23 protein-coding genes are annotated in these 20677 nt (G+C 69.6%); 7 read left to right on the top strand and 16 right to left on the bottom strand.

Going from position 1 to position 20677, the window contains the following annotated elements; genetic code table 11:
* Positions 1–131 precede the first annotated feature (131 nt).
* The gene (locus OG711_RS38795) at positions 132–1097 is read left to right on the top strand and encodes a helix-turn-helix transcriptional regulator (protein WP_329564582.1); all 966 of its coding nucleotides are present in this window, start codon (positions 132–134) and stop codon (positions 1095–1097) included.
* Between the two features lie 197 nt (positions 1098–1294).
* On the opposite strand, the gene OG711_RS38800 is transcribed toward OG711_RS38795, so the two are convergent.
* The gene (locus OG711_RS38800) at positions 1295–1660 is read right to left on the bottom strand and encodes a hypothetical protein (protein WP_329564583.1); all 366 of its coding nucleotides are present in this window, start codon (positions 1658–1660) and stop codon (positions 1295–1297) included.
* Between the two features lie 359 nt (positions 1661–2019).
* On the opposite strand from OG711_RS38800, the gene OG711_RS38805 reads away from it, so the two are divergent.
* Positions 2020–3090 carry a tyrosine-type recombinase/integrase gene (locus OG711_RS38805; RefSeq protein ID WP_329564584.1) on the top strand — a complete coding sequence of 357 codons (1071 nt, stop codon included), beginning with the start codon at positions 2020–2022 and terminating at the stop codon, positions 3088–3090.
* Between the two features lie 52 nt (positions 3091–3142).
* On the opposite strand, the gene OG711_RS38810 is transcribed toward OG711_RS38805, so the two are convergent.
* From OG711_RS38810 to OG711_RS38825, 4 genes are all read right to left on the bottom strand, one after another.
* A complete protein-coding gene (locus tag OG711_RS38810) occupies positions 3143–3973 on the bottom strand; it encodes a hypothetical protein (RefSeq protein ID WP_329564585.1) in 831 nt (276 codons plus the stop codon).
* A gap of 149 nt (positions 3974–4122) precedes the next feature.
* Entirely contained in the window at positions 4123–5391 is a 1269-nt protein-coding gene (locus OG711_RS38815) for a hypothetical protein (protein WP_329564587.1), read from the bottom strand.
* A gap of 145 nt (positions 5392–5536) precedes the next feature.
* Positions 5537–5857, bottom strand: coding sequence for a hypothetical protein (locus tag OG711_RS38820; RefSeq protein WP_329564589.1), 321 nt, complete (start codon positions 5855–5857; stop codon positions 5537–5539).
* Positions 5854–6780, bottom strand: coding sequence for a ParA family protein (locus OG711_RS38825; protein WP_329564591.1), 927 nt, complete (start codon positions 6778–6780; stop codon positions 5854–5856). Before OG711_RS38825 ends, OG711_RS38820 begins: the two co-directional genes overlap by 4 nt.
* A gap of 301 nt (positions 6781–7081) precedes the next feature.
* Here OG711_RS38825 and OG711_RS38830 point away from each other — a divergent pair, with 301 nt between their 5' ends.
* A complete protein-coding gene (locus OG711_RS38830) occupies positions 7082–7717 on the top strand; it encodes a hypothetical protein (RefSeq protein ID WP_329564593.1) in 636 nt (211 codons plus the stop codon).
* A gap of 383 nt (positions 7718–8100) precedes the next feature.
* On the opposite strand, the gene OG711_RS38835 is transcribed toward OG711_RS38830, so the two are convergent.
* The 3 genes from OG711_RS38835 to OG711_RS38845 all read right to left on the bottom strand — a co-directional run bounded on the left by OG711_RS38835 (position 8101) and on the right by OG711_RS38845 (position 10421).
* Positions 8101–9477, bottom strand: coding sequence for a hypothetical protein (locus OG711_RS38835; protein WP_329564595.1), 1377 nt, complete (start codon positions 9475–9477; stop codon positions 8101–8103).
* A gap of 414 nt (positions 9478–9891) precedes the next feature.
* Positions 9892–10146, bottom strand: a complete 255-nt coding sequence (locus OG711_RS38840) for a hypothetical protein (protein WP_329564596.1) — start codon at positions 10144–10146, stop codon at positions 9892–9894.
* Positions 10143–10421, bottom strand: a complete 279-nt coding sequence (locus OG711_RS38845) for a hypothetical protein (RefSeq protein ID WP_329564597.1) — start codon at positions 10419–10421, stop codon at positions 10143–10145. The genes OG711_RS38840 and OG711_RS38845 overlap by 4 nt, the downstream gene beginning before the upstream one ends.
* A 1602-nt stretch (positions 10422–12023) precedes the next feature.
* Between OG711_RS38845 and OG711_RS38850 the strand changes: the two genes are divergently transcribed.
* Entirely contained in the window at positions 12024–12263 is a 240-nt protein-coding gene (locus tag OG711_RS38850; protein ID WP_329564599.1) for a hypothetical protein, read from the top strand.
* A gap of 486 nt (positions 12264–12749) precedes the next feature.
* On the opposite strand, the gene OG711_RS38855 is transcribed toward OG711_RS38850, so the two are convergent.
* Genes OG711_RS38855 through OG711_RS38865 form a run of 3 tightly spaced genes read right to left on the bottom strand, consistent with a single transcriptional unit; the run spans position 12750 to position 14802 of the window.
* Positions 12750–13280 carry a hypothetical protein gene (locus OG711_RS38855; RefSeq protein WP_329564601.1) on the bottom strand — a complete coding sequence of 177 codons (531 nt, stop codon included), beginning with the start codon at positions 13278–13280 and terminating at the stop codon, positions 12750–12752.
* Between the two features lie 44 nt (positions 13281–13324).
* Positions 13325–14425: a site-specific integrase gene (locus tag OG711_RS38860; protein WP_329564507.1), complete on the bottom strand. Its 1101-nt coding sequence runs from the start codon at positions 14423–14425 to the stop codon at positions 13325–13327.
* The gene (locus OG711_RS38865) at positions 14422–14802 is read right to left on the bottom strand and encodes a hypothetical protein (RefSeq protein ID WP_329564509.1); all 381 of its coding nucleotides are present in this window, start codon (positions 14800–14802) and stop codon (positions 14422–14424) included. Before OG711_RS38865 ends, OG711_RS38860 begins: the two co-directional genes overlap by 4 nt.
* Before the next feature lie 380 nt (positions 14803–15182).
* Between OG711_RS38865 and OG711_RS38870 the strand changes: the two genes are divergently transcribed.
* Positions 15183–15347, top strand: coding sequence for a hypothetical protein (locus OG711_RS38870; RefSeq protein WP_329564511.1), 165 nt, complete (start codon positions 15183–15185; stop codon positions 15345–15347).
* A 44-nt stretch (positions 15348–15391) separates the two neighbouring features.
* Here OG711_RS38870 and OG711_RS38875 read toward each other — a convergent pair whose 3' ends face one another.
* On the bottom strand, positions 15392–16702 hold the full coding sequence (locus tag OG711_RS38875; RefSeq protein ID WP_329564513.1) for a competence protein CoiA family protein: 1311 nt from the start codon (positions 16700–16702) through the stop codon (positions 15392–15394).
* Positions 16703–16787: 85 nt separating this feature from the next.
* The gene (locus OG711_RS38880) at positions 16788–17405 is read right to left on the bottom strand and encodes a hypothetical protein (protein ID WP_329564515.1); all 618 of its coding nucleotides are present in this window, start codon (positions 17403–17405) and stop codon (positions 16788–16790) included.
* A gap of 264 nt (positions 17406–17669) precedes the next feature.
* On the opposite strand from OG711_RS38880, the gene OG711_RS38885 reads away from it, so the two are divergent.
* On the top strand, positions 17670–18299 hold the full coding sequence (locus OG711_RS38885; RefSeq protein WP_329564517.1) for a hypothetical protein: 630 nt from the start codon (positions 17670–17672) through the stop codon (positions 18297–18299).
* Between the two features lie 114 nt (positions 18300–18413).
* Here OG711_RS38885 and OG711_RS38890 read toward each other — a convergent pair whose 3' ends face one another.
* The 3 genes from OG711_RS38890 to OG711_RS38900 form a co-directional block, all read right to left on the bottom strand.
* A complete protein-coding gene (locus tag OG711_RS38890; RefSeq protein WP_329564518.1) occupies positions 18414–18965 on the bottom strand; it encodes a flavoprotein in 552 nt (183 codons plus the stop codon).
* Positions 18962–19516 (bottom strand): hypothetical protein, encoded by a 555-nt coding sequence (locus tag OG711_RS38895; protein ID WP_329564520.1) that lies wholly within the window; start codon positions 19514–19516, stop codon positions 18962–18964. The genes OG711_RS38890 and OG711_RS38895 overlap by 4 nt, the downstream gene beginning before the upstream one ends.
* A gap of 118 nt (positions 19517–19634) precedes the next feature.
* Positions 19635–20132, bottom strand: coding sequence for an EF-hand domain-containing protein (locus tag OG711_RS38900; protein WP_329564522.1), 498 nt, complete (start codon positions 20130–20132; stop codon positions 19635–19637).
* 270 nt (positions 20133–20402) lie between these two features.
* Between OG711_RS38900 and OG711_RS38905 the strand changes: the two genes are divergently transcribed.
* Entirely contained in the window at positions 20403–20558 is a 156-nt protein-coding gene (locus OG711_RS38905; RefSeq protein ID WP_329564524.1) for a hypothetical protein, read from the top strand.
* Positions 20559–20677 lie beyond the last annotated feature (119 nt).

The following is a 20677-nucleotide window of genomic DNA, read 5'->3' on the forward strand; positions in this document are numbered from 1 at the left end:
CCCGGACGGGCCGGCACTTGTCCGGGCTGGTCAACGGCTTGTCCAGATCCTGTCCGGGACCGTACGGAAACGGCCGCCGAGGGCCGGAACCAGCGTTGTCCACGTGCCGCGGGGCCGGTCACCATGTCCGCATGGCGAATGTGGGGGAGTTGCAGCCGCAGGGGGCCCGTGATGTCGGGGAGTTCGCGGCTGCCTTACGACAGCTCAAGGAGCGTTCCGGGCTGACGTACCGACAGCTCGAAGAACGGGCCGCCGAGCACGGAGGAGTGCTGGCCCGCAGCACGCTGGCGGACGTCCTCAGCGGGAAGACCACACCGCGTCCCGAACTGGTGGCCGAGTTCGTGCGGGCCTGCGGAGACGCGGAGCGGGTGCAGGAATGGCTGGAGGCCCTGGAAAGGGCCGTCAGTGGTGCGGCGGGCCGGGACGAAGGCGGGGACACGGGCGGGAATGAAGGCGGGGAAGAAGGCCACGACGGAGGCGGGGGCGCGGACGGTGCGGGACCTCCCGATCGGCGCATCGGGCCGGCACCGGGCCGACGCCGGCTGCGCGCGCTGCTGGTGGGGCTCGCTGTGCTGTCCGCCGTGGCCGTCACCATCTGGGTCCTCGGCTTCTCCGGTGAGCCGGGCGGTTCCAAGGGAAAGTTGGACCGGACCGCCCTGCCGCAGGGTCCCGTGCAGATTCGCCCGGTCCTGGCGGACGGCCTGTGTCTGACCGATGGGCATGCCGAGGGGTACGAACCACTGGTGGCCGTGCAGCGTCCGTGCGAGGACGTGGCACCTCAGCAGACCGAGCTCGTGCCCGCGGCGGACGACACGTTCCGCGTGCAGTGGTACCACCCCGACCATGGCAAGGGCTGCCTGAACTCGGTGACCGTCGGCACCGGCGCCGCCCTGCTGGAGCCCTGGGAGGACTGCGGGAAGACGAGCAGGTTCCGCATCGAGCCGGCGGACTCTGGCCGAAGCGACCAGTACGTTCTCCGGTTGGTCGGCGATGGATGCGTGGGCATGAGCGGATCGGGGACGGTCGCCGGGGTACCGGCGGTGACACAGCCCTGCGACGCGAGCGGGAAGCAGATTTTCTCCATCTTGCCCGCGTAGCTCAGGAGAGCTGTGCTCAGGGTGAGTGCGAGACGTGCAGTCGAAAGGGTGCCCGGAGCCGCCTCTGGTTTCGGCCGGGCCGGTCCTCGCTGCGTGCTGGCAGTACGTAGCCGCAGGCGGGGGTGCGATGGGTGGTCCTGCACCCATCGCACCCCTCGCGTTCATTCAGTAGGGCCAGCTTTCGCTGGCAGCTTCTTTCAGATGTTGCTGCTGCCGAGAGGAGAGCAGCGGCTGGACTGGCAGACCTTGAAGTAGACCGTGCCGCGGGCCTCGTCGAGCTCCAGGTTGTAGGTGTAACCAGTGCTGTAGTCCGTCGGCACGGGGAGTGTTGCTGCCCCGTTCAAGGCGGAGTTGTAGGCCCACTTCACGTAGACCGCCTTGTTGTCATCGACGTTGTCCCAGATCTCGAAGATGTCTCCGTAGCTTCGGTAGACAACTCCCGCCTCGTTGGGGTTGTTCGGGCTCGTAAGCCGAGTACTACCGTCGGCGTGAGCGGGCGACGCCACGATGCCGATCGCGAGCGCAGCTCCAGCTATGCCGGTCATCATTGTACGAACCTTCATGACACTCCCTCATATCTGGTTCCAGTTCAGGTTCAGCTCGCTGCGTTGAGAGCTATTCATCGACGCAGTGGTCCGTGCCGTGGCGACGGTTCGGTCGGCTAGGCACGACACAGACTGCTGGCCGCCGGCGGGCCGAAACAATGGCAACCGGCTGTCCCGGACAATCGCTGGCTGTCCGGGCTGGTCAGAACTTTGTCCGGATTACGGCCCGGACAGAGGTTGCGCAACTGTCGCAGTAAATGCCGCATTTACTGCGGCGGAGCCTCTACGGTAATCGTCGCGACCTGCGGCGGGCTCTCCGGCCGCCACAGGCGAGGTGTACGCATTTACTGCGGCAGCGTTGAAAGGGTGGGGCGGGTATGACGATCGAACCGGTGACCGAACTCGGGAGCGGTGGCGCGCTCCGGCTGCCGCGCGCCCGGGTGGTGCCCCTGTCCGCCCCGCCCTCGTCGTACACCGCGGCGGTCGAGCGGTACCTCACCGGCGCGGGCATCGCGAAGTCCTCCGCACGGATCTACCGGATCTCACTGACGACGTGGGGGTGGATGCTCGCCGGCGAGCCCGCGCCGACCGGACCCGCCCGCCGGGGCGCGAAGCCGCCCGTCTTCCCCGTCGCCGCGATCGACGACCCGACGCTGCCGGAGGTCCTGGCCGAACTGGCGGCGGCGCGGGCGGACGCGATGGACGCCGACACCGTCAACCGGGAGCTGTCCATCGCACGCAAAGCGATCGGCTGGTGGCAGCGACAGGGCTGGATCGAAAGCGATCCGACGATCGGCATCGAGCGGCGGCCGGCCCCGCCGGACCGCACCAAGGCCATGGCGGAGAACCAGGTCGCCGCGCTGTGGCAGCTGGACGTCGCCCTGCGGGAGAAGACGTTCTGGAAGATGCTCTACGAGTCCGCCGCCCGGGCCGATGAGGTGCTGTGCCTGAACGTGGAAGACCTGTACCCGCAGGACAAGCGCGGCAGGATCACCGCCAAGGGCGGGGCAACCGAGTGGATTCACTGGCAGTCCGGCACAGCCCAGCTACTGCCCCGCCTCATCGCCCGCCGCACCCGCGGCCCGCTGTTCCTCACCGACCGCAGGGCCCCGGCCGGAACGCCGACGCTCGACGTGTGCCCCGAGACCGGCCGGGCCCGGCTCTCCTACCGCCGGGCTGAGGAGATCTTCGAGGACAACACCCGGCTGCTGGCCAACCCGCTCGCCTCCCCCGAGGACATCGAGGACCTGGACGGCTGGACCCTGCACCGGCTGCGGCACTCCGCGCTCACGCATGACGCGGAGGGCGGCACCTCCACCACGATGCTGCTGGCCCGCTCCCGCCACGCATCCGTCCGCTCCCTGGAGCGCTACGCCCGCCCCGGCGTCGACGCAGTCGCCCGGCACGTTGCGGAGCGCGACCCTGCCGCACGTCGCCGGAACCGGTAGTGGGCGCGGGCGTACCTTGCACCGTGGGTCAGGGATAGGAGACCAGGGCCGACTACGCGCGGGGACTCGGGATGCCCGGCACGTTCCGCAGCAGTGCGGCGGTCATCGCCAGGAGCGTCTCCGCCTCGGCGCGGTCGTAGGAGAAGTCCTTGGTGACCGGGTCGTTGTGCATGGCGCCGGACGTCTGGCTGTAGAGGGCTTCCTGGATGCGCCACCAGCGCTCGCTCTGGTTGCACTGGCTGGCGACCTTTCTCCCGGGCCTCTCCCAGTCCACGTTGTGCTGAATCCACTCCAACGCCCGCCGGATCTCCAGAATCGACGCCCGGATCTCCCCCGTGGTCAGCAGCCGCTGCGCTTCCCGCAGCAGTCGGCCCACCTCGACGCGCTGCGGGTCGCCGAGCGGGTAGGGCACGGCCATCTCAAAGGCCGCGGACGGCCCGAGCTGTGCGATCTGCTGCTCCCAGGTGCTCTTGGCGAGGGTGATGTGTTCCGTGGCCTGGGCGCACCCCGGGTATCCAGCCGCCTGAGGCAAGGTGGCGTTGAGGTCGATCTCGAACCGGACGTCACCAGTACGGGCTTCCTCGATCGCGTGGACCTGCAGCGACGTCAACGGGAACACCAGGTTCACCCGGTGAACCGTCACGACGGGGGTGTACGCGAGGTTCGCCGTGATCCGGCCAAGCCGGGATCGCTGCGCCGGTGCGGTGCCGAAGCCGAACAGTTCCGCCTCCAGGGCGATGATCTTTCCTGCCTCGGCGAACGGCGACACCCCGACGGCAAGCTGAACGCTCAGTTCATGGCCGCCCAAAGCGGGGCGCAGCCACGTCTGATCGCTGCCGATCGCCGTGGTGAACCGGATGTCGTCGAAGCGGAGTTCCTGCATGGCTCCCCCAAAGAAGGCATGTCGATCAATCACATGATTCTGCCGGGTACGCCGCCGGACCACCGCCGACTTTCCCCGGGCCTCCGCACACGAAGGCCCCGTCCGTGAAGCGCGGACGGGGCCGGTTGCCCCTGTTGGGCCCAACAGGTCTACAGGGGGGCCAGGCGAGCGGCGCGGTCCAGGGCTCGCAGCAGTTCGGGCTCCCATCCGGCGCGCGGGGTGTCGTAGGCGAGTAGCCCGGAGGCGGACAGCACGTCGAGCTGCACGCGGTGGTCGACGCCGAGGCGCCACGCCTCCCCCAGCACGTGCCGGGCCACGTCGCGGGCGGCACGGCCGGTCGTCGCCGTCGCGCGGGCGTCGGGCAGGGCGGCGAGCCGGCGGCCCTCCTGTGCCAGACGGCCCATGAACTCGGCGGCGTGCTCGGCGTCCGGGCGGGGCGGCGCGAGGTGGAACTTGGGGGCGTCGACGCCGCGGCGCAGCTGCTCCATCCGCACCGGCAGCGGCTCCCATCCCTCGGTGCCGCCGAGTTCGGCGTTCACCCGGGCGACCGCCGCGGTGTAGGCGCGCTGGGCGCCGCGCGGCTGCAGGGTGGTACCGGCGGGCCGGTACCGGGGGCTGTCCTCGTCGTCGGTGCCGCCGTGGTTGCCGCGCACGGACACCCACACGGCGTCGGCACCTCCCGTGACGTCGGCCATCAGCAGGCGGCGCACGAGGAGCCAGCGGACGAGGGCGGCCCGGGTCGCGCGGCGCAGCGGGTAGACCTCGACGGAGACCGGGTCGTCGGGGCGGGCGTTCTGCGGCCGGCGCACGATGCGGACCTCCTCCAGGGCGGGGGAGAGGTCCTCCAGCCGGATCGCGCACAGTTCGCCGACGCGGGAGCCGGTGTCCAGGGTGACCGAGGCCATCGCCAGCATCCGCACCCAGCGGGGGAACCCGCGGGTCAGCAGGCCGCCCTCGGCGGTCCAGTGGGTGCGGCGGCCGATGTAGTCGGCGGCGGTCTGCAGGCTGGTGCGCATCCGCTCGCGGCGGGCGACGTCGACCGGCTCCTTGCGGGGCTGTTCTTCCTGCGGGCGCAGGTGGACGACCTCCAGGCCGAGCTCGCGCTGCAGCAGCGTCATCACCCCGGAGCGGACGTTCGCCGTGGCCGCGGAGGTGGGCCGCACCCCGCCCCGGTCGCGCAGCTCGCCGACGAGCGCGAGGTGTTCGTACGACTTGAGCGCGTCGTGGGCGAAGACGTTCGCCAGGTCCGCGTCGACGTCCAGCGGGTGCTCGGGGTGCTTGAGGGCGCGGACCAGTTCCCGGGCGTGGGCGCGGATCTGCCGCTCGCGGGCCTCGGACGGGGCGGCCCGGCAGGCGGACTCAACCGCCTCGCGCAGCTCGGGCACTTCGTCCAGGACGTCGACGGGCTTGTTCTTCACGGATCGCACGGTAGTCACGTCCGGGCACCCCCACGGTTCGAACGAGGAATTGGACCCATTAGAACCAACAGGCCCAACCGTTGTTGACGTGCGGACATACGGCAGGCCCCGCCGGATCGGCGGGGCCCGTCGTCGCGGTCGGCACCTACTTTGTGACCGGCGGGCCGGTCTTGAGGTTCTTCTGCCGGCGCTGCGGGAAGGGGTTGCCGCTGTTGTACTCGCGCTCGTCACGACGGATCTGCGCGATGACGGCGGCCTCCACGTACGCGGAGAGCGACACCGGCACATCGGCGTCCTCGTCGTCGAGCTTCTGCAGCGCGACCACCGTGTTGCGCAGCCGGTTCATCACGTCCGGGGTGACGTACGCGGGCACCTTCTCCTTGGTGCCCGGCGCCGCCTGCGGCACCTTGCCTCCCAGTTCCTTGCCGAGGATGCTCCCCCGGCCGAAGGGCAGTCCCTCGCTCATGCTGCTTCCTCTCGCGGCGCCACCAGCATCCGACCGAGCTGGTCGAAGTCGCGCGTGGTGTTCGAGCGCCTGTTGAACTCGCGGACGGACTTGTTCTCGCGTGGCGCCGTCTTCGCGTCCACGGACTTGCGCACCGGGCAGACCAGCGCACCGGGGTAGTGCTCGGCCATCTCGTTGCCGACGTCCTTGGCGATGTTCGTGGCGTCCCAGGCGGTAAGAACCGCGGCCACGACCTCGACGTCGTACTCGTCCTGCGCGTTGGTGATCGTCTGGCGCAGGGACTCGTTGGACTTGGCGTCCAGAGCGCTGACCTGGCTCGGCACGATGACCTTGCCGCCGATGGCGAGAGTGAAGGTGGAGAGCTTCCCGACCTTCGGCGGGCAGTCGACGATGGTGATGTCCACCGGCGCCTCGGAACGCTTGATCGCACGGCGCAGGGTGCGTTCCCCTGAGACAGCCGGGTCGTACTCGGCGACCGCGCAGTCCTCGTAGCTGGGAACGATGTAGATGTTCTTGTAGCGCGTGTAGTAGGTCGCGTCGTCCAGGCCGGCCTTCTCGTACAGCACATGCAGGAGCGACTTGCGGTTCTCGGCCTTCAAGCCCTCGGGGTAGACCGGCTCCAGCCAGCCGGACAGACCCGCGTCCTGCGGGTCGGCGTCGATCACTCGCACCGAGTAGCCCATCGCCGCCCAGGCACAGGCCAGCTCCAGCGTGGTCGTCGTCTTGCCCGCCCCACCCTTGCGGTTGAAGACCATGAACACCCGGTGTTCGCCGGGCGCGATCGGGGACGGCGCCGCGAAGGCCGCAGGGAGCAGGACGCGCGGCCGCAACCGGTTGGCCGCCTCCGTCCACGCCCGCTCGACGGTCGTCTCCATACGCAGCCGGTCCGGGATCTTCAGGGGCTCCAGCGTTACCTGGCCCATGGCTCTCTCCTCATCCGCAGGTCTCTCCCCGTGCACTCATCACCGCCAGACCGTACCGCCTCCGCCCCAGCCGCACGCGCACCGCGCACCCGCCCGCCCGAACGGGGAAAACCGCAGGCCAGCGCATTACCCCCAACAGGGTTGACCCCATTGGACCCAACAGGACTGACTACCTGCCGCGTTGACCAGGGGAAACCATCCTCGGACCCTCGTGAGACCTCGCGCCCGCGCGCGTGAGCCTGTCTCACAACGCGCGATGAGGCCGCGACGGTAGCCAGCGGCGTCCGTACGGTCCGCCCGCATGAGATCGAACAACCGACGCCCCGGCCGCCCCTGCCTGCTGACCCCAGAGCGCGTCGACGCCATCGTCAGGGCCTCCGCCATCGGGGCCGCCACCTCCCTCGCCGCCGAGGCCGCCGGAGTTTCCCGCGCCACCCTCGCCCGGTGGATGGCCCGCGGCCGCGACGCCGCCGAGACCCGTGAGGACGGAGAACCCGCCGACCCGCGCGACGACGCGTACGTGGACCTGTACCGGCGGGTGGAGCTCGCCCGGGCACGGATGGCCACGCAGGCCCTCGCCCGGGTGCTGCAGGCCGGGGCCGGCAGTCTCGTCCTGGAGGAACGCGTGCGCACCTACACCGACCCGGTCACCGGCCAGGACGTCGAGGAACGGCAGGTGCACTACCTGCGGCCGGACTGGCGCGCGGCCACCTGGTGGCTCGCCCGCGTCTTCCCCGAGCACTACGGGCCGAACGCCAAGAGTTTCGACCAAGTCCTATACGAGTTCACCGCCCAGGAGCTCCACGACGAACACGACCGCACCGAGTCCACCGAACTCGCCGGCCTCGCCGCACGCCTCCAGCTCGCCCTCGCCCAGACAGCCCCCGACACTCCGCCCGCCGAACTCCCCGCACCCGCACCGTCCCCCTTCGCCTGATACTCCCGACTTCCCGTCACACCAGTCCCACCCGCCCCGAAATGCTCACCTTCGCCGTCGCGCTCAAGGACAAGGGCGTCCCCGTCCCCGAGATCGCGAAGAAGCTGACCATCAAGACTGGGAAGAACGCGGGCAAGTCCCCGTCGGTCGCCTCGCTGTACCAGGCGCTCGCCGAAGCCGAGGAAGCCGCAGCCGACGACGGCCTGCCGCTGCGGCCCAAGCCCGTACGCATCCGCCGGCCCGAAGACCCGCTCACCCAGAGGAGATCGACCTCCGCGAACGGCTCTAGGCCCAGCCCCACCCGAACGCCGAGACCCGCAGCTAGATCCTATGATCGTTCTAAGCGTCAGCGGCTGTACCGGGTTCCCCAAGGCCGCACACCCCTACAAGGCGTTGGTGCCGTCCTTGTAGTCGATGACGGCAGCCAGCTCCTTGTACTGGAACCACTGCGGATCGGCCCCGAGCTCTCGCACGCGCTTGACGAACGCTGCCCATGCCGGATGAGACTGGAGCTGAGTGGCGTGCTTCCAGAAGGTGACCGCGAGGTCAGTCATACCTGATGCCTCTCGGCACTGCGAGTTCTCGGCCCATGCGGTCAGAATGCCGTCCAGCTGATCGGGCTGGATCAGGCGTGCGCACGGTATGACCGCCATCTCGGTGAAGCTCTCTGCGGTGCGCCAGCCGCCGGCCGAGACCAGGATGGGCGCCAGGAAGTCGGTGAAGTAGGCGGAGGGCTGCCGCTCGATGACGACGGCCTTCTGGGCCGGGGACAGCCTTGCAAACTTGCTGCCCAAGGCAGGGATGCGGTCGCGAACGGCGTCAAGCCCGGTCAGGGCAAGGGCGGAGGCCACCACGACCGTCCCAGAGGAGGTGTTGACGACGGATGGCCTGCGCTCGACGTAGGTGCCGATCCGTTGGCACACCGTCTCATCCAAGGCGTCCACGAACACGTCGAACGCGCCCAGGCGTGCGATCGTCTTCAGCTGCTGTTCGATGGGCAGCCCGTTGAACGTGATCATCGCCTTGGCAACGGCCTCCCGAACGGCGTCCCGGTCGTGCTGGGCGAAGGCGATCAGGCAAAGCGCGTGCCGGTCGGCAGCCACGCTCGCGGTGATGCCGACGTCCTCGGGCACCTCAAGTTCGAGCATGGCGTGCTTGGCCGCGATGCCCAGGATCTGCTTCCAAGCGCTGGACTTCACACGCTGGGCGAACATCTGCACCAGGTAGTCGGCATGGCCGACGAAGGAGGGGTCGCTCACGTGAGCCGTATACCGGGCGAATGCCTTGCGGCCCTGGGTGGGCGGGTGCACCAGCAGCGCGTCCAGCGCGGCCACGAGGTGGGCCCGCGCGTACTCACCGCTCGGGGTGAACACGTCCCCGAGGGGGCGTAGGGAAGGGTGCGCGCACAGGTGGCGGTCCTGCTGGAGGCGTTCCAGCTGCCGGTGCTCGATGAAGTCGATGAGTTCCAGGTCGAGCGCGTTCTGCAGGAGCTTGCTCTCGACCTGCTGCATCGTCTTGACCGCTTCGGCGTCGGCCGTGCTACGGGCGGCCTCGATCCTTTTGACGACGTCGGCGGCCTTGCCGTCGCCGTCCTCGGCGAGCTGGTAGAGCTTGTGGATGATGTCGGCGCAGACCGCAGTCCAGGTGGCCACGATGGCGGCCCGGGGGGTGCCAGTGCTGTGGCAGCGATAGGCGTCCGCGACCAGCGGCCGGACCTCCTGGTGCCAGACTCGGGTGATGCGCTCTTCCAGGTTCAGCACCAGGTGCTCGCCGTTCCGTCGGGGCCCGCGCGGTGCGGGCAGGCCCGGCGGCTGGCCGGGCGCGGAGTTCTCGTCCCTCCTATGTATAGGCGGCGGACGCCCGGGTGGGCACCGGGTTTCCCAACAGTGCCCGCCTACAGCAACACAGCGAGCTGGCCGGAGTTCTGCCCGGGGCTGTCGTCTCAACCATGTCGGCCCACGGCCTACCCCAATCCCATGATCACCGGCTTAGCGTTAACCGCTGTACCGCTGTGCTCCAAGGCCGGGCTACTCGGTGCGCCATGCATTTGGCTGCGCTGCTGAGGTAGCTCTTCCGCACCGCTCGCACGTCAGCGTTCCGCTGACACGCCCGGGAGGCCCTGCCAACCGGGGCCGAGCGCCCGAGAACTGACACACGCCGTCCCTAAGGGGGGGTCAGCCGCCGATGATGTGCAGGGCGGTGATGAGGAGGACGCTGCGGCTCACGTAGTAGACGACGACGAACCCCGCGACAGTGGCGGACCTTCTGTCCTTCTCGCGGCCGCTCTTCGCCGGGGTGGAGCCGTGTCCGTCCGGGTCACCGGCGAGCCGGGCCATCCCCGTCTCGAAGCGGGCCCGGGCGGCGGGGGACATCCGGTTGAGCGAGTCCTGGGCCTGGTCGGTGTACTGGACGGTGAAACGGCGGCTCACGCCACCTCCGGGGAGACGTAGCGCTCGTCCTGCGGGTGGAAGCCGCTGTGGTCCCCGGCCTCGACCCGGGCCACGTCGGCGTCGATCTGCTCCCACGCCGCCGCTGGGAGCGCCCAGGTGGCGAGGACCTGGGCGAGCTGCGGGCCCGGGGTGCTCTCGACCTGCGCGGTGAACTCCGCCCGCTCCGCCTCGGGGAGCGCGGCCCGCACGCTCTCGATCGTCATGGGGAGTTCCACCGGCTCACCGCCGATGCGGGTCGTCCAGGTCTCGGTCACCGCTGCCTCCCTCGTCTCTGCGGACCACGGTACGCCCGCCGACCGGGCGGGCGGGTCCCGTTCATCCGTCCGGGCGATGCGGGAGTCCCGCATGCGGTCGAGGCGGACATCCGGTTCACGGCCTGTCTGATCGGGAGACCGCCCCCTTGCTCCCGCCGCGGAGGAGCCGGAGACCGGAAAGCCCATGCGGTGGGGCGCCGGCGAATGAAGCTGGCACGGCGGGCCGTCCGGCAGCAGGTTGTGCAGAACACGGGGCGGTTGCGCAACCGGCAACTGACAGTGCCTGGCTATACGGTCGGTACATACCCGTTGGAGTGAAGCAGCGGACTGACGCGGTGGCCTGTCAGTGCGGCGGAGTAAAGTACCTCCCCGCATTTTCGGAACAGGTCATTCCGCCTTTAGCTCAAGGTGAACACCCCGCAAATACGCCCAAAGGGAACCGCTCGGGTGTGCCCCGCTTCCCCCATCAGGGTTGTGACCTGCACCACATGCCAATCGAAACTGGGGCTCTATATCGGGGCGTTTGCTGGTAAATGGTATTTAATTTCGCAGATCAACATGTGACCGCCCGATGCACAACCGCGATGGGTCAGGGCAAGATGGGGACGCGCCACCGCCACCCGGTGTGATCGCCATCACATCGGCGACCCCTCCAGGGCTGACGGTGGTACCCGCATTCGGAAAACAGAAAGGCCCCACCCGACGCCCGCGAAGCATCTTGGTGAGGCCTTCCGTCAGCACTCCGTCTGCAGCGCGGCCCCGACCTTTAGGTCGGGGCTTTTCGCGTTACAGGAGCCCGGAGTCCCTCACGATCCGGTAGACCGTGAGAACCACCGGCCCCAGCCAGCGACCCGCCTTTCGGTACGGCGGGACCCGCTGGCCGCCACAGCGGCAGCGCCCCTCAGCCTCGGCATCTTCGCTCAACGGCGCCTGCCCCCGCTTGCTGCAGCAGCGGCAGTGTCCGTCGAGCTCGGTCTGTTCCGGCATCGGGCCCAATCACCTCTTTCCAGGAGCCCTGCGGATTTCGCAGGTGCCCATGACGAGACCCACAGAATTCGTGACTCCCGCGGGGAGGCGCGATCGCTCGGAGGCCTCAAGAGATGACTGACTGGGATGAGCGTACCCGCACGCTGCGAAATCCGTCGTCGGGTGAACTCCCCCTGGACACAAGCCGACCGGGGGGCTGCGCACCCCCCTGAACAGCTGTAGAGGACAAGCACCCCCAACTTCACGCAGCGCCGGGACTCTTCGCTCCAGCAGGGCGTCGGTGTGCACCCGGAGCCGGGTGCGAGTTCCCCGATCGGAGTTGCGTATGTCACAAAATCAGAATCGGAACAAGGTGGACAGGTGACCGTTCAACAACTCACTTCACTGGGGCTGCCGCCCCCAACGCGGCCCGGACAACGCGCAGCTGAGCAGACATCACCACCAGTGGGTTCTTGGCGCGGGGCACCGGATCGCGCTCCGTACTGGACCGCACGGGCTGCCACCGGCGGTCACCGGCGGTCACCGGCCTGGGGCTGATCCTTCGTCCGCCCACGCGCCGGGATACGTACCCCGGTGCCCCTGCTGCCTCCGCCGGCGGACCGTACGATCCCGTTCATGACGACTCGCCGCCGTCCCCTCGGGGCCGGTCCCCAGGAGACGCACGCTCGTTCCGCCGACCCTGGGACGGTGACGCCCCACGACCGGGTCGTGGCAGCGACGGCGGACCTCGGCGCGGAACCCCTGTACCGGCAGGGCAGCGCCGACGAGCTGGACGAGCTGAGAGCTCGGGGCGTGTTCACCCCGCAGCCTCGCAGCGAGCCGCAGCCCGGCCGCCGCAGGCGCCCGCCTGAGTGAGTACGGCCCGCAAGGGCACCCGGCTGGCGTTCTCCCCCGACGGCCGGCTCCCCGCCACCACAAGTCCTGACGCGACGGTCCGGCTTCACCTTCTGAGCCCTGTTCACCTATAGCCACGGCCCGCGGTCAGGGAACGGGGGGCAAGAAGGACGGCGGCGAGCAGCCGGGCCTCCAGACCCACGGCGGTGGCTGCGGGGTGAGCGCGTACCCGGCCACACCCTGGCGACCGCCGCGGTGTACGCGCGCTGGACGCCGTAGCGCCAGTTTCGTTCCGATGTTCCTCAACCCCCTTTTCCGCGACGTCGCACGCCGACTACTTCCCTGTGGCGTCCTCTGCGCAGCGAAGGGGTCACCTCCGGTCGCAGCGTGCGCCGCTGGGTGCGCTTGGCGATGGTCAGGCAGGGCCGGCGGAACCGTGCCCGGTGGCAGACGCACGTCAGCCCCTGTTGAACCCATTGGACCCAACAGGGGCTGACGTGGGACCGGCTACGTGCGGGGAAGCTCGATCAGCCGCATGTCCATGCTCTCCGGCACCTGGATGTCGTACCTGCCCAGTAGTGCGTGCACCCACCAACGAGTCAGCACCCGGGTGAGCTGGTCGCCGAGCGTCGCGCGTTGGATCTCGGCAAGGAACGCCGCACGCTCCTTCTCGTTCAGGAGGCGTTGCACCGCACCGATAGTGGGCTCGTTGCTGCCGATGGAACGGGCGTCGGTGAAGTGGTCCTCTCCGATCGTGCCCCACTCGACTGCGGGCCCACCGGCCTCGTCGACCGCCAGGAGCTTGACCGGCAGGACAGCAACCAGTTCGTCCGGCACCTGCTGCTGGAGCGTGGCAGCGGCGTCGGCGGGGACGGACTCCGTCAGGCGCCGGACGGCGTCCTCCGGAGTGCTGGAGCTCTCTGCGGTAAGGCCGAGCGCCGGGCAGTGGGCGGTATAGACGGATGCGGGAGTGCCCTTGCCGGTGCCCTTACGCGTGAGCTTCTGCGTGACGACGATGACGGCATGTGTGTTCTGCACCCGCGCCACCCCTTTCTCTGTTCTGCGATGGAGCCGATCCAGTTTTAGGTGAGGCCGGCGGAGGCGTTGTCGTCCCAGCCGTCGTCGCGCTGCATGTAGCCGAGCATCGAGCGGGAGTGGCGGGCCCAGCCGCCCTGGTCGGCGATGGTGATGCCGTCCTTGCCATTGCGGCGGCCGACGGAGGCCAGGCCGATGCGCAGGGAGTGCCCGGTCCAGGCGATGGGCACCCCGGCCCGCTGCGAGATCCGCTTGATGGCTCGGGTGACGGAGTCGGGCCCCATCCCGCCGGTGACGTGGCCCCACTGGTCGATACCGACAAACGCCGGCGTCGAGGGGTCGGCCCACCGCTGGCCGTGTTCGGCGACCAGGCGGGCGCGGTAGGCCGTCCAGGCCCGTACCGGGCAGAGCTCGGGTTCGTCGGCGTAGCGGATCTTCGCGTTGCGCACGGAGTGCTTGGTCTTGCCGGTGAGTACGGCGACGACCAGGCCGCGCGGGTGCAGGGTGACGTCGCCGGTCAGCAGCCCGGCCGGGTCCTGGCTGCGCGAGGCGTAGTGGAAGCCGGTCAGGGTCAGCGCCTTGTCCCGCTCTCCGGTGAGGGTGTCGGGGCAGGCGCAGACGATGGCGCGCAGTCCGTCGACGTTGGCGCCGACCGCCTGCCCGCGGCCCCGCCGCTCCCCGGCCTGCAGGAGCTTGACCGCCAGTCCCTCCAGCGCGGCACGGGCCTCGCGCTGGTCGTCACCGGAGACCGTCACGCCGCGCTCACGCAGCCCGACGACGGCGGCCGCGAGGTGGGTGGAGGCCGACGACGGGGCGTAGCCCTTGCCGTTCCGCTGGCCCTCGCGCAGCATCCATGTCACGAACGCCACCAGGGACCCCCGGGAGCCCTCCAGTTCGGGCAGCCGGGCGAAGGCGCAGAACCGGGTCCACACCCGCCAGCTCTTGTCGTAGGTGTCGGTGGTGTTCTCCGGGGTGATCTCCTTCGCCACGGCGTCGGCCAGATCCTCGGCGTCGGCCAGGCGGCGCGCGGCGTCGATGCCGTGACGCTTGGCCCACCGCTCGATGAGCGCCTGCCGCTCGGGGACCGCTGCTGCCGGTATGTGCTCCTCCCCGTCGGGAGGGGCGAGGCTGGTGGTCGTGGCGGTCACAGTCGCTCCAGTCGTTCGGCAGCCGCGCGGGCGGCTTTGTCCGCGTCGTCGTGACGGACGTGCTTCCAGAGCTGGCTGTCGTAGCCGTCGCAGCCTTTCCAGCCCGAGCCGAACCTGACCAGGTTGTTCCACTGGCGGCGTCGCGCCGCCAGTGGGGCGGGCGGGCCGCCGTACCCGAACGCGGCGCGGGTGTCCTGCAGCTGGGGGCTCAGGAGGAACCGGAAGCCGGAGGCGAGTCGGCGGACCTCGTCGTCGTGTGCCGTCTTCAACTCCTCCAGGCGGGCGTAGAGGAAGGCGGCGAGGGACTCGACATCTCGCAGGGTCAGTTCGTCGGCGGAGGCGGTGGAGAACGGAGAGGAGAGGGCGGGCGCTGCCACGGGCGGGGTTCCTGTTCGCTTCGGGAGTCGGCGTCTTGACTCGGTGTCACGCCTGTCCGGGTTTGTCGCGTCGGATAAGGAGAGCTTATCCGACGCGACCCCCTCCGTCCGCGACTCGCGGACGCCGAATCGAGAGCGCGGAAACCGGTGCTCCACGTTCGGGAAAAGCCGGGACACGGCGCCGCCCGGGCCGGAAGAATGTTCATCGCACTGAGGGAGGATCACCCCCGCGCGGGCCAACGGAACAAGCTGACGGACGCGCGCGGACCTAACCGTGTCTGCGGCCGAGGCTCCCGGCCAGTCGGTGCACCGCTGTGTCCTTTTCGAGCACGAGAGGAACCGGCGCGCGACGGAGTCCTCGGCGCGCCGTACCCGTCTCCGTGTCCGACCTTCTCGTCCTGCTGCGCGAGACGCTTCCCGAGTTCCTCGGGAGCCTGGCCGCCGCCGTCGTCACCACCGCGGCGGCCGCCGCCCTCCGCACCGCCCGGACGGCCCGCCTCCGCCGCCGCGAACCGGCCCCCACCGAACCGCCGCCCCAGGAGTAGGCACCGCCGCCGCCCCTGCCGGGCCCGTACGGCGCGAGAGCACGTCACATCCGGTCGAGGCCGAACATCCGGTTCACCGCCTGTTTGATGGTCAGTCCGTCCTGGCGGGGCTGGCTTGGGACAGTGGGCGGCGGCTCTTTCGACGGTTCCGGCTCAAGGACTTCGATGCGTTGGCTGGGAGCGGCCTGGGCGGCGATGCGGTCGCGCTCGCTCTCGGTGGCGGCGAACAGGACGAGGGGCGTCAGTCTGCTTCGCAGGGCGGAGACGCGGCTGGCGACGGGGCAGATGACGGCGTAAGGCTTGCCCTTCACGTACACCGGGCGGCCCATGGCGAATTCGGGGGTGCCGTCGCGGGCGATGGTGGGGTAGACGCCGGCCTCGTGGTAGACGAACTGCACCACGGGCTTGGTCAGCGCCTCCTGTCGCCGGAGCAGGGCGTCGATCGCCGCCAGGTGCTGCTGCTCGGCGGCCCTGCGGGCTTCCTCCTGCTTTCGCCGGACGGAGGCCAGGCGCTCCCGAATGCACTCGTGCCGGGCCGCTGCCTGGACCTGTTCCTCCTCCAGGAGGAAGTAGGGGCGTGTCACCCACCGCGAGGTTTCCTCGCCGTCGCTGAACCCGGTGCGCAGGCGGTGGGGGCGGGTGGTGTTCGCGCAGATGGCAGCGACGAAGCGGCTCAGGGTGAGGTGGTCGGCCGGGAGCCACTGGCCGTGGCCCTTGCAGGGCAGCTCGAACTGGGCACCGCTCCTGCAGTCCTCCCGGCCCTCGCACCACTCGGGAACGAACCGGGCCGCTCCGGCGGTGACCTGGACGCCCCCTCCGTCGTCGGGCCGGGCGATCTGGACGGAGGGGACGGCGTCGAGCCAGGGGACGGTCTTGCGGTCGGTGAACCAGCAGACCTCGACACCGTCTTGGCCGTAGCGGTCGGTGCGGGCCGTGATGTCGGTGATCGAGATGCCCGCCAGCTGTGCCTCCAGGGCGACGCGGCGGGACTCGTCGGGCGAGGCGGCCATCACATCCGCCCGCCAGGATCCGTCCGGGGCGGCCAGTTCGTACTCGGCGCGCCAGCCGGCTTCCCGTGCGTGATGGGCGAGGTCGAGCTTGAGGAGGTGATGGGCCATGCTCTCGCCCGCGAGTCTCGCCTCGCAGTACGGCGGGTTGCTGGCGTGCCGGAGGAACCACAACTCGTAGGAGCCGTGAGTCTTGTGGACCAGGTGCAGCCGCCAGCCGCACTCGTAGCACGTCAGTGGTGCTGGGGGTCTGACCTTGTAGATGCTGACCCGGTCCTGCCCGCAGCCGAGGTCTGCCTGGGTGGCGTCGATGCGCCCCCACGTCTCGTGGATCCCGACGAACACCACGATCGTTCTCCTGCCGTCTGCCGTTGTGTGGTCTGCCGACGGCCGGGGCCCCGGCCGTCCCGATCGTTCCGTGGAGTCCCGACTCCTAGCGGCCCAGGGCCTGCATCCTGGTGTCCATGCGCTCGACGACGCGGAGCACCAGGTCCTCCATCAGCCAGTCGTCGAGGGCGACTTGCCCCAGCAGCGTCGTGACGACGAGAGCCTCGTTCTGGGTGATCAACGGCAGCGGGTCGCCCTCCGGAGACGCAAGCAGGGACTCCATCTCCTCCAGTTCCGCCCGCTCGTCGTCGTCCAGGCTTTCTCGCAGCGCGCGCAGCATCTTCTTCCGGGCGAATGCCGACGGCACGCGCGGACCGCTGCTCTCCATCTCGAAGCTGTGGGCTCCCGCGTGCCGCGCGGGTAGCAGGCACTCGTCCTCGCTCTCGCCCTGGGTGGCGGGGCAGTCGTCCATCTCGTGGAGGCGTCGGTCCATGTTCCATCCGCGGGCGGTCAGCTGGGCGTTCCCGGGCGCCCAGACCAGCCACCAGGAGTCCGGGCCGGATGCCTGCGCCAGTGCGATGTGGACACCGGAGTGCTCACGCTGCAGTTCGCACTGGGGGGACTCGACGAGTTCGTGGGACGGCTCGGGGAGCTGTTGGAGGAAGAGGACCTCGATGGGCTTGAGGTCGGTACGGGCATCGCACAGCGGCAAGGGTTCGTTCATGCGCCGCACCGTAGAGACGGGCACTGACACGGAGGAACCCGTTCGGGCTAGCCAAGTCCCCGTTCAGCCGAAGCTGTTCGCCCCTCGGACGCAACTTCATTGATCAGAGTTGACGGCCCTGCCAGCCGTACGCCGCGCTACTCCTTCGGCACTGGGGGAGCCTGACGCACATCTGAGCCACGGAAAACCGAAAGCGGACCCCCAGGGCCGGATACGGAGGGGCACACTTGGATCACTTTCAGCAACAATCCGGGGAGCGGGAGCATGTACAAGACGTGGCGCGAGGAGTACCGGGCCAACCAGGCCACCAAGCGGCAGATCGAACTGGAGCAATGGGAGCAGGAAAAGCGGTGGCGCGAGGAGGACCGGTCCGCCCGGCAGAAGGCCATCGCCGAGAACTCCGCCGACCTGGCCGTGCACAACGAGAACGTACGGGCGGCCACCGGCGTCTCCTACCTCACCCTCGTCTGCCACGAAGACACCTGGACCTTCATGGCCATCCGCGCCTTCGGCCAGTGGAAACCCGAGTGGACCCAGAGCACTAGGCCCAAAACGATCCTGGACATCCCGAACGCACCAGGAAGCTTCGACGCGGAGAAGTTCGGCACTGATCCGAACCTGCCTGAAGGACGGATCAAGAAGATCGCCAGCGGTTCCGCCAGGAACGGCATGCAGCAGGTGATCCTCTCCGGCCACAACCTCGCCCAACTCCTGAACTCGCTGCACAAGGGGTCGAAGGAGGAGGACATCGCGGTCTCCGCCCGATGCAGCAGGCTCTACAACAAGCTCGTCGGGTTCGTGGACCTGCTCGACCCCGACGCGGAAGCCGGCCAGACGACCGGCGTCACGTACCGCATCGACGACAGCCTCGACACCACGCACATCAAGCGCTAGCCACCGAAGGTTGCGCTGGACCCGATGCTGGCGAGGGCCCGGCGGCACATCCTGTGCTGAACGTACGGGCTCCTGGTTGGGCCCGTTGGGTCTAACGGTACCAATCAGGGCTGATCAGCCGTCGGCGTGGAGGGCTTCGAGCCCGGCCTGCCACGGGTAGGCGTCGACGTTGCCCTGCTTGGGCTTGTGCGGGGTGAAGCCGGTGTCACCGAGCAGCACCGTGACACCGGCCTCGCGCAGGAACTCGACGTGCCGGGCGACGGCAGGGTGAGCGGCCTGCGCATCGTTGAAGTGGGGCAGGGCCACGATCTTCAGGCCGAGTCCGATGCCCTCGGTGATCAGCCCAAGGGCGAGGGTGTCGCTGATCGCCGACGCCCACTTCGCAAGGGTGTTGCTGGTGAGCGGGGCGACGAGGATCGCGTCTGGCGAGGGCAGGACGTCGGGCTGCGAGGGGAGCTTGTACTGCCAGCGGACGGGATGGCCGGTGAGCTCCTCCAGGGCCTCGATCTCCCCCTCGGCGTCCTCGGTGAGCCACCGGTGGGCGGAGGGTGTGAGGATCAGGCAGACGTCCCAGCCGACCCGCTGGGCGGCGCGGATCGGGACTTCGAGGCGACGGGCGGGCGGGGCGGCACAGGCGATCAGGTACAGGGTTCGGTTCGTGGTCATCCGCGCAGTCCACAGCGATCAGCGAGGCCACGCAAGCGGCCATCGGCGCCGCCGACTCCCAACAGGCGCAGGTCCTCGACGAGGCGCTTCGTGCGGGGTCGGCACACCACTTCCTCGGGGGCGAGCTCCTCCGCCTCCAGGAGCGTGTCGACCGCGTCCTCGCGCTGCCCGGCCTGCTTCTCGCCGATGGCCCGGTCGGTGAGGAGGTGGGCCCGGCGCTCGCGCGGGAGACCGGCGAGGGAAACGGCCGGGATGTCCGCCGCGACCGCCACGGCGTCGGCGCCCTCGCTCAACTGGACGTGGGCCGCTACCCGGTAGAGCGCGCAGTTCGTCGGACCGAAGGACGTCCACAGCAGGTTGTCGTCGCGCCCGAGGCGTTCGGCGTGCTCGTCGGCCTGGTCGAGGAAGCCGGGCACCGCACGGGCGAGCACGTCCGGGCTCCAGTCGTCCGCCTCAGCGGCCGCGGCCTGCGCCATCGCCGCCTTGAGCCACAGCATCCCGAGCACGCTCAGCCCTTCCGGCCCGCGCTGCTCCAGGCTCGACGGCGGCACACGGTGATCTCCGGCCCCTTCGGTGCCTGGACGGGGTCCAGCCAAGGTGAGCCCAAACGGGCAGTGGGATGTGTCGAGGCGTCGACATCGGCTGCGGTAACCGGTGCGGGTCCGTGGCCTACACAACGCCCAGGACGACGCTGCTGGCGGGGGCGTCGAAGTTGCTGAGGTAGTTGGCGAGGCCGCCGTGGAATTCCTGACGGATGAGCACACCGTCGCGGTCGCCGTCGAGCCGGGTGAAGACTTCCTGGGCGGCGGCTTCGTCGCCGCCCGCAGCCGTGTAGTAACGCACGAATTTGTCCTTGGTCACTTCGCCGAAGCCGAACGCGGAGGCGAACACGCGCCCGGACAGGCTGTCGAAGTCCCTCCTGTGTGTGGCGTTCAGCGCGTCGACGAACTGCTGCTTGGACAGGCTGGGCCGGTTCTCGCTGCGGCTCTGCACCGCGCGCCAGAACTCGAGGAACCCCTTTCGGAGGTCGTCGATGTGTGTGTCGGAATTGTGGGCGAGGCGCGAGATCAGGTTCTCGAAGCTGTGCTTGCCGACGACGCCGTTCCGGTCGGGGTCGAGGGCGTCGAAGAGTTCCTGGAAACGCTGGGACTTGTAATCAGTGGCCACGGGGAGGGCCTTTCTCGGCAGGATGGTCGGGATGCGGGGCCGGGCCCCGCATCAGGCCTACCCGCCCACCACCCGGCGGGCAACAATCGCGGGGCGGGCACGGCGCATGTCCACCCGTCCGGGTGACGTGGGACACCGAGGCCGACGTCAACAGCGGAACCCGGGACAGGGCCAAGCCCTCGGAGGTAATCCCAGAACGCGACTCACACCTTCAAGACCATCCCACTGCCCCTTTTGGGCTCACCTTGGCTAAACCCCCTGTTCGCCGAGTTGATCCTGCAGGAGGCCGACGGACGCCTGTCGCAGCCGTGCACGAGCCTGAACGGGTTGCACAACCGGGCCCGGCTGATCCGCGCTCTGTACGAACGCCTGGACCGGCTGCAGTCCTGCGTGCCCGCCGACGAGGCCGCTGTCTCGTCCCCCTGAGCCGTCTCCCGGCGCCTCCCCCCGTGGGCCCGGGCGACGAATGAAGCCCCCGGCAGCTGCTCCTGCACCGAGCGCTGCCGGGGGCTTCTCCATGCCTGTTCACACCCTGTTGAGACTGT

It is taken from the genome of Streptomyces uncialis, from assembly GCF_036250755.1.
Lineage (GTDB): Bacteria > Actinomycetota > Actinomycetes > Streptomycetales > Streptomycetaceae > Streptomyces > Streptomyces uncialis.

Excerpts from the sequence above, each read along its gene's own strand:
- OG711_RS38800 (WP_329564583.1), bottom strand. The coding sequence starts at position 1,660 with ATGAAGGTTCGTACAATGATGACCGGCATAGCTGGAGCTGCGCTCGCG.
- OG711_RS38885 (WP_329564517.1), top strand. The coding sequence starts at position 17,670 with ATGTACAAGACGTGGCGCGAGGAGTACCGGGCCAACCAGGCCACCAAG.
- OG711_RS38795 (WP_329564582.1), top strand. The coding sequence starts at position 132 with ATGGCGAATGTGGGGGAGTTGCAGCCGCAGGGGGCCCGTGATGTCGGG.
- OG711_RS38820 (WP_329564589.1), bottom strand. The coding sequence starts at position 5,857 with ATGAGCGAGGGACTGCCCTTCGGCCGGGGGAGCATCCTCGGCAAGGAA.
- OG711_RS38830 (WP_329564593.1), top strand. The coding sequence starts at position 7,082 with ATGAGATCGAACAACCGACGCCCCGGCCGCCCCTGCCTGCTGACCCCA.
- OG711_RS38810 (WP_329564585.1), bottom strand. The coding sequence starts at position 3,973 with ATGCAGGAACTCCGCTTCGACGACATCCGGTTCACCACGGCGATCGGC.
- OG711_RS38825 (WP_329564591.1), bottom strand. The coding sequence starts at position 6,780 with ATGGGCCAGGTAACGCTGGAGCCCCTGAAGATCCCGGACCGGCTGCGT.
- OG711_RS38890 (WP_329564518.1), bottom strand. The coding sequence starts at position 18,965 with ATGACCACGAACCGAACCCTGTACCTGATCGCCTGTGCCGCCCCGCCC.
- OG711_RS38850 (WP_329564599.1), top strand. The coding sequence starts at position 12,024 with ATGACGACTCGCCGCCGTCCCCTCGGGGCCGGTCCCCAGGAGACGCAC.
- OG711_RS38805 (WP_329564584.1), top strand. The coding sequence starts at position 2,020 with ATGACGATCGAACCGGTGACCGAACTCGGGAGCGGTGGCGCGCTCCGG.
- OG711_RS38880 (WP_329564515.1), bottom strand. The coding sequence starts at position 17,405 with ATGAACGAACCCTTGCCGCTGTGCGATGCCCGTACCGACCTCAAGCCC.